6 protein-coding genes are annotated in these 6,946 nt (G+C 68.2%); 2 read left to right on the top strand and 4 right to left on the bottom strand.

Annotated features, from left to right (window positions below; translation table 11 throughout):
• Positions 1-211: hypothetical protein (locus ACFDSW_RS14040; RefSeq protein WP_375250902.1), on the top strand; the 211-nt coding region annotated here is incomplete at its 5' end.
• Positions 212-238: 27 nt separating this feature from the next.
• Here the strand turns inward: ACFDSW_RS14040 and ACFDSW_RS14045 are convergent.
• The 3 genes from ACFDSW_RS14045 to ACFDSW_RS14055 form a co-directional block, all read right to left on the bottom strand.
• Positions 239-1,330 (bottom strand): PepSY-associated TM helix domain-containing protein, encoded by a 1,092-nt coding sequence (locus ACFDSW_RS14045; RefSeq protein WP_375250903.1) that lies wholly within the window; start codon positions 1,328-1,330, stop codon positions 239-241.
• Positions 1,331-1,333: 3 nt separating this feature from the next.
• Positions 1,334-3,538 (bottom strand): TonB-dependent receptor, encoded by a 2,205-nt coding sequence (locus ACFDSW_RS14050; RefSeq protein ID WP_375250904.1) that lies wholly within the window; start codon positions 3,536-3,538, stop codon positions 1,334-1,336.
• An 83-nt stretch (positions 3,539-3,621) separates the two neighbouring features.
• Entirely contained in the window at positions 3,622-4,077 is a 456-nt protein-coding gene (locus ACFDSW_RS14055; RefSeq protein WP_375250905.1) for a hypothetical protein, read from the bottom strand.
• 221 nt (positions 4,078-4,298) lie between these two features.
• Between ACFDSW_RS14055 and ACFDSW_RS14060 the strand changes: the two genes are divergently transcribed.
• Positions 4,299-5,786, top strand: a complete 1,488-nt coding sequence (locus ACFDSW_RS14060) for a PAS domain-containing protein (protein WP_375250906.1) — start codon at positions 4,299-4,301, stop codon at positions 5,784-5,786.
• A gap of 89 nt (positions 5,787-5,875) precedes the next feature.
• Here the strand turns inward: ACFDSW_RS14060 and ACFDSW_RS14065 are convergent.
• Positions 5,876-6,946, bottom strand: a 1,071-nt coding sequence (locus ACFDSW_RS14065) for a phosphoenolpyruvate carboxykinase (GTP) (protein WP_375250907.1), incomplete at its 5' end; no start/stop codon positions are given.

A 6,946-nucleotide genomic window follows, 5' to 3' on the forward strand; every position in this document is an offset into this window, starting at 1 on the left:
CCTGACGCACGTCGGCCTCGGTCAGCGCGCCACGGCCACGCAACCGATCGAACACTCCGCCAAGACGATCGCTCAGGCTATCGAACATGCCATTCCTTCCTCATCCGGCCCCAAACGCAAAAGCGCCGGCGGGCGAAACCTCGCCGGCCAGCGTGCACCACATGGGCGCTTATCCAATGCGTTCAACGACGGAACGTGCGCGGCGCTATAGGCGCATCATCACCGCAGGGCAAGTCACCTATGCCGGGCGCGCCGCCCGCCGGCGCCAATGCAGCACGCCGGTGGCGAACAGGACCGACGGCGCCAGTCCGATCAGCAGCGCCAGCACGCGCGTCGGCAAGCCAGCGATCGTCCCGTCATGCAGCGGCCGCACCCAGGCGTTGACCATCGCTCCCGCACCGGCACGGCGGACATCGCGCACCGACAGCACCCGCGCGTCGACCTGATCGACAAACACATAGCTGCCGGGGAAGCGCCGATGTGGGTCACCGGGCACCTGGAACCGCGCGCGCACCGGCACGGCAGTCGAGACAGGCACGTCGAAGAATACCAGCCGGCCGTCAGGCAAGGCGCGATACGCGGCAGCCAGCATGAGGCGGATCGGCGCGCGAGGCCCGCTGCGCCCCGGCGGCGGCACCGTCACCGGCGCGGGGGCCAGCAACGCCCCCGCCACTTCTGGCAACGCCAGCAGCACGCCGGTCCCCGTCAGGACGATCAGGATCGCCGCACTGCCAAGGCCGCTCCATTTATGCAGGTCGCGCCAGCGGCGGATCGGCGCCGCGCGGCGCTTGAACGCCAGCGCCTTGCGCCAGCTGCCGCGCGGCCACCAAGCCCATAGCCCGGTGGCGAGCAACACCAGCATCGCCACCCCCGACCAGCCCACAATCTGCCCCCCGGTATCGCCCATCAGCAACGCCATGTGCACTTCGTACACCCAGCTCATCAGATAGCCGCCCCATGGCTGCGCCCGGACGATCCGGGCGCCGTCGGGCGCAAACCACACCATCATGCGATCGGCGTGATGCCCCGCCATCGCATAATAGCGCGCCGGGATCGCCCCTCCCGCCCCGGTCAGTTCGAAGCTCCACTTGCCGGCCGGATCATGACCATGCGCGAGCGCGGTGGCGATCACGCGGTCCCAGACCGGCGAGCACGCATCGGGTGCGGCGCCCCCGCCGGACTCGACCACCGGATGCAACCCCGCATCGATCGCGGTGTAGAAGACCAGCGCGGAGCCGGTCAGCCCGATCAGCGCGAACAGCCCGCCCACCGTCATGCCAAGCCACAGATGGACGCGGCGGACGGCGCGCCGCAGGGTTGCGCCCGACACCGCTCAGAACCGCGACGTCAGCGTGACGTCGAACGACCGCGGCGCGCCGATATAGACGTTGGTCGACGGATAGCCCGAATATTCGCCGTAGAACGCATCGGTCAGGTTCCTGCCGCGAATTGCGATCGCGGCACGCGCGCCGACCGGCACCGTCAGCGAGGCGTCGAACACGTCATGCCCCGCGACGCGGATCGTATTGGCGGTGTCGGTGTAGAAGGCGCCGGCATGGCGCCAGGATCCGCCAATCACGACCTTGCCAGCGATGGTATAGGCCAAGGCGCCGTTCACCGTCGTCGCGGGCACGTTGATCGGCCGATTGCCGGCACGGTCGAACGCCTTGCCACCAATCGTTTCGGTCAGCTGGTCGTAGCGCGCATCCGTGTAGGATGCGCCGACGGACAATTGCAGTGCCGGCACCGGCCGCACCACGCCGGACAGCTCCACGCCCTGCGACGACTGCCGCCCACCCTGCACCGTGTTGGCGGGATTGGTGGGATCGCGGGTCAGGATGTCGCGTTGCTCGATGCGATAGGCGGCGCCCGTCGCGCTGATCCGCCCGCCCCAGCCGCTCGCCTTGAACCCGGCCTCATAGGCGCGGCCACTCGTCAGCCGGTATCGGCTGTTGGTGATCGAGGCGAGCAGGATCGACGATACCGGAGATACCGCGGTGGTATATTGCGCATAAAGCGTCAGCCCCGGCGTCACGTCGAACGTGCTGCCCGCGCGCCATGAGACCGGGTCGAAGGTCGGCGCGTTACGGTCAACCGCGCCGGTCACGTTCTGGATCGTCGCCCGGTCGAGCGCGATATGGTCCCAACGGATCCCGCCAACCAGCAGCCAGCGTGACGACAGGTTGAAGGCATCCTCCGCGAATACCGACGTCTGCGTCAGCCGTGAATCGAACGTCACATTGCCGCTGGTGAAGATTGCGGTGCCGACGGGCAACGACAGCAACGCCGGACGGCGCACGTCGACCGCCGCCAGCACCGTCGCGGGCGCCTGCTGGCGCAGGCTGACGAAGTCGGTGTGGTTATGCTCCACGCCCAGCGTGGCGCGGTTGCGATGTCCCGCGATCGAACTGTCGTTGGCGATCGCGCCGCGCGCGTTCCAGAACTGGTGATCGTGACGGAAATCCTGGAAGGTCTGCCGGAAACTGCCGTTCGGAAATGCCGCCGTGGGCGCGACGAACGTCTGCGTGTCCGCGAGCACGAAGGCGCGGTCGGCGGTGTAGCGCATCAGGTCGAGCGACACCGTCCAGCCGGTGCCCAACAACCAGTCGATCCGTGCACGGACGGTGGTTTCGTCCGCACCGGAAAAGCCGCCCTCGGGATTGTAATTCTGCCGCCGCAGCGCGCGGTCTGCCACCAGCCCGGTGCTGGAGGTTACCGCGCCGCTCGGGTCCAGCGCATAGGCCGCCGGGATCAGCGGCAGTCCCTGATAGGTCGCCGCATAGCGATCCTCGAAATGATCGACCGCCACCAGCAGCGAGAATCGATCGTCCGGCTTCCACAGCACGCTTCCGGTCAGCCCGGCGGTGGTGGTGCGGTTACGATCAACGTCATACAGGCTGTCGCTGCTGCGGTAGCTCGCATCCGCGCGCACCGCGATCGTCTCCGCCACCGGCAGATTGACCCCGCCCGCGGCATAGACCGTATCGAAGCTGCCGATCGACAGCAGCGTATCGAGATGCCGCTCCCCCAATACCGGCCGGCGGGTCACCTTGTTGATGACGCCGGCCAGCGCCCCCTCGCCATACAGCACCGAAGCGGGGCCCTTCAGCACCTCGATGCGGTCGAAATGCCAGCTGTTGGTGTCGCGCTGAACGACCGTCGAGGTCGATACGCGCACGCCGTCCTGCAGGATCGAGACGGTATTGCCCGAGAAGCCGCGCAGGCTGACCACCGCGGGATTGCCCGGCACGTTGCCGGAGACCGCGCCGACGACGGTATCGAAGATCTCGCGCGCGGTGCGCAGCCCGCGCCGTTGCAGATCGTCCTGGGTCAGCACCTCGACGCTGGCGGGCAATTCACGCGCCGACAGGCCCAGCCGGCTCGCCGCCTGGGATGTGGTATCAAGGTGCAGCGGATCACGCTCCGCGGTGACGACGATGCTGCCATCGCCCGCGGGATCGCTCGTTTGGGCGCGCGCGGGTGCGGCCAGTATCAGGCAGGGCGCCGTCGCGCCCGCCAGCAACAGATATCGGAACATGTTGAAACCCCTCTGTCCCCGCGCGCCGTTGCGCGCAGGGCGGTATTCGGATCGCGCCATCGGCGACGGCGCGGCAGATCGGGTCAGAGGATGGCGGGTGGCCCGCGGAGCGGCGGCCTGAGATAAGGACGCGCAACCGGCACCACCGCCGCGCCGACGACCAGACCGATCGTCATGATGAAGACGATCAGCGCGACAAGCTGGACCGGATCGATCGCCCCCAGCGCCGCCGCCGACAGGCCCGCGAAGGCGCAGGGCATTTCGGCGCCGACATGGGACGGCGCGTGTTCATGGCCGGCATCGTCCGCATGGTGCATCGCGGCCATGGGCGACATGCCCGGCATCGCATCGCCCCCACCCATCGATGCGGGTGTGGCCGGAGCCGCCGGCATCATGCCCGGACAGACGATCATCGCGACGCGGCCATGATCGACCGCGATCATATAACCCGCCGGAACGATCAGCTTCAACAGCAGCGCCGCCGCGACGAACAGCGCGGCGAGACGGCGTTGCGTCAGAAGGGAGCGGGCGGCGAGCACGGCCGGCTGCCTATCGCGCCCCGCCCCACGTGTCACGCGCGCGATGCCGCGTCCCGCTGCTGCCAGCATGATTGCCCGGCACCGCAACGCCGCCGCCCGAAGACCCGGACATGGTGCATGCATGGTCGAAAAGACAGCCTCGTCAATCGACTATCCATCACTTATGTAAGGTATGTGCCGGACCAGAGCACGAACGCCTACCGCCTGGGGACTGACGAGCATTGCCGGATTTCGAGGAAGAAGCGCGGATCGTCCGCGAACTGATACGCTCGGGCAGCGGCCCCGATCCTTTCTCCTCGGCGGTTCGCGCTACCCGTATGCCGATGCTGATCACCGATCCGCGCCAACCCGACAATCCGATCGTCTTCGCCAATGCCGCCTTCGCCCGGCTCACCGGCTATCGGCGGGCCGATATCATCGGCCAGAACTGCCGCTTCCTGCAAGGGCCAGCCACCGATCGTGACGAAGTCACCCGTCTGCGCGCCGCGATCAAGGCGAGGGAGACGATCGAACTGGAATTGCTCAACTACAAGAAGGATGGGGAGACCTTCTGGAACCGGCTGCTGGTATCGCCGGTGTTCAACGACGATGGCCAACTGACCTATTTCTTCGCATCGCAGTTCGACGTGACGTTGCAGCGCGAACGACTGACGCAATTGCAGCATGACCGTGACTCTCTTGAGGAGCAGGTGGCGGTGCGCATGGCGGAATTGCGCGCTTCCGAGGAATTGCTGCGCTTCGCGCTCGAGGCCGGGCGGCTCGGCTCCTGGCGGGTCGAACTGGCGACGCAGCATCTGACCGCGTCGGACGAGTGCAAGCGGATCTTTGGCCGCGACCCCGCCGATCAGATGACGCTGGAGGATCTGCGTACCGCGATCCATCCCGACGATCGCGAGCGCCAACGTGAAGCGATCGATCGCGCGGTGAACGAACGCAGCCTGCTGGATATCGAATACCGGCTGACCACCCCCGCCGGAGAGGAGCGCTGGGTGCAGATCCGCGGCCAAAGCCAGCATGCGCCCGATGGCAGCCCGGTCGCGATCGTCGGCACGTCGCAGGACGTCACCGAGCGGCGACGCGCGGAAGAGCATCGCACGCTGCTCGCGCATGAGCTGCGCCATCGCGTCAAGAACACGCTGACCTCGCTGCAGGCGGTCGTCGCGCAAACCCTGCGCCGTGCCGACACGCTGGAGGACGCCGCCGATACGCTGGAGGCACGTATCCAGGCGATGGCGCGGGTCAACGACCTGTTGATCCAGCAACAATTCGAGGGTGCGTCGATGCGCGACCTGCTCGCACGCACGCTGGCGCCGTTCGGGATCGAGGAAGCGGAGCGTTTCCGGCTCGACGGCCCGGAAGTGCATTTGCCGCCACGGCTGGTCGTCGCCTATGCGCTCGCGATCCACGAGCTGGCCACGAACGCAACCAAATATGGGGCGCTGACGGCGGAGGCCGGCCGGATCGACCTGCGGTGGACGGTCGCGCGCGAAGGTTCGCACCGTCGCCTCGATCTGGTGTGGGAAGAAAGCGGCGGCCCGGCGGTGGCGGCACCCGACCGTACCGGCTTCGGCACGCAATTGATCCAGCGGGTGCTGGCGAAGGAAACCGGCGGCTCGGCTGACATCGATTATGCCGCCGCCGGCGTCCGCTTCCGCTCGAGCGCGATCCTGTTCGACGCGGTGCAGGACGAACTGGCGCTCACCGCCTGACACAGGGGCCCTGCGCCCGCGCGATCGCCGCCGCTGAGGCACGGCGGGACGCTTCGCCTATATGACACGCGCGAGCTTCATGACCGCGGTCAGACCACCGCCACTTCGGCCAGCCGCTCCTCCAGATGGGCCTGCTCGGCAAGGACGGCTTCCGGTACGTAGCCGAGCCGCGCCAGCGCAGCGGCGTTCGCCTCGGCCTCGCGCCGCCAGATGACGGGGTCCACCGTCAGGATCGCGTCGGCGACCGGGCCCATGCCCGAGACGTCCAGCGCGTCGGGTGCCGGCACCCGGCCGATCGCGGTATCGCTCGCCTCCGCGCGCTGCTCGAGCCGTTCTACGATCCACTTCAGGACGCGCACATTGTCGGCAAAGCCGGGCCACAGGAACCGGCCATCGCGATCCTTGCGGAACCAGTTTACCAGGAACAGGCGCGGCAGGCGGCGCGCGTCGCTCTCCGCGGCCGCGCCCAGCCGGATCCAGTGCTCCAGATACGAACCGATATCATAGCCGAGGAACGGCAGCATCGCGAACGGGTCGCGCCGCAGCTCGCCCACCTGGTTCTCCGCCGCCGCCGTGCCCTCCGACGCCATGTTGGTGGCCAGATACACGCCATGGCTCCAGCTATACGCCTCGGTCACGAGCGGCACCGCGGTCGCCCGGCGGCCGCCGAACAGGATCGCGCCGATCGGTACGCCGGCGGGATCGGCCCATTCCGGTGCCATCGACGGGCATTGTGCCGCCGCCACCGTGAACCGCGCATTGGGATGCGCGGCGGGCTTGCCGCTGGCGGGATCATAGGGCTGCCCGGTCCAGTCGATCAGCCCGGCGGGCGGCTGCGGGGTCAGGCCCTCCCACCAGACGTCGCCATCGGCGGTCAGCGCGGTGTTCGTGAAGATCACGTTGGCGCGCAGCGTTTCGATCGCGTTGCGGTTGGTGAGCGGGCTCGTCCCCGGCGCGACGCCAAAGAATCCGGCCTCGGGATTGATCGCGCGCAACTGCCCCTCGTGATCGAAGCGCATCCAGGCGATGTCGTCCCCGATCGTCTCGGCGCGCCACCCCTCGATCGGCGAACCGATCATCGCCAGATTGGTCTTGCCGCACGCGCTGGGGAAGGCGGCGGCGACATAATGGCTGGCGCCGCTGGGCCCGGTCAGCTTCAG

Origin of the sequence: Sphingomonas sp. (assembly GCF_042091075.1) — a bacterium.
In the GTDB taxonomy this organism is placed as follows: Bacteria; Pseudomonadota; Alphaproteobacteria; order Sphingomonadales; family Sphingomonadaceae; genus Sphingomonas.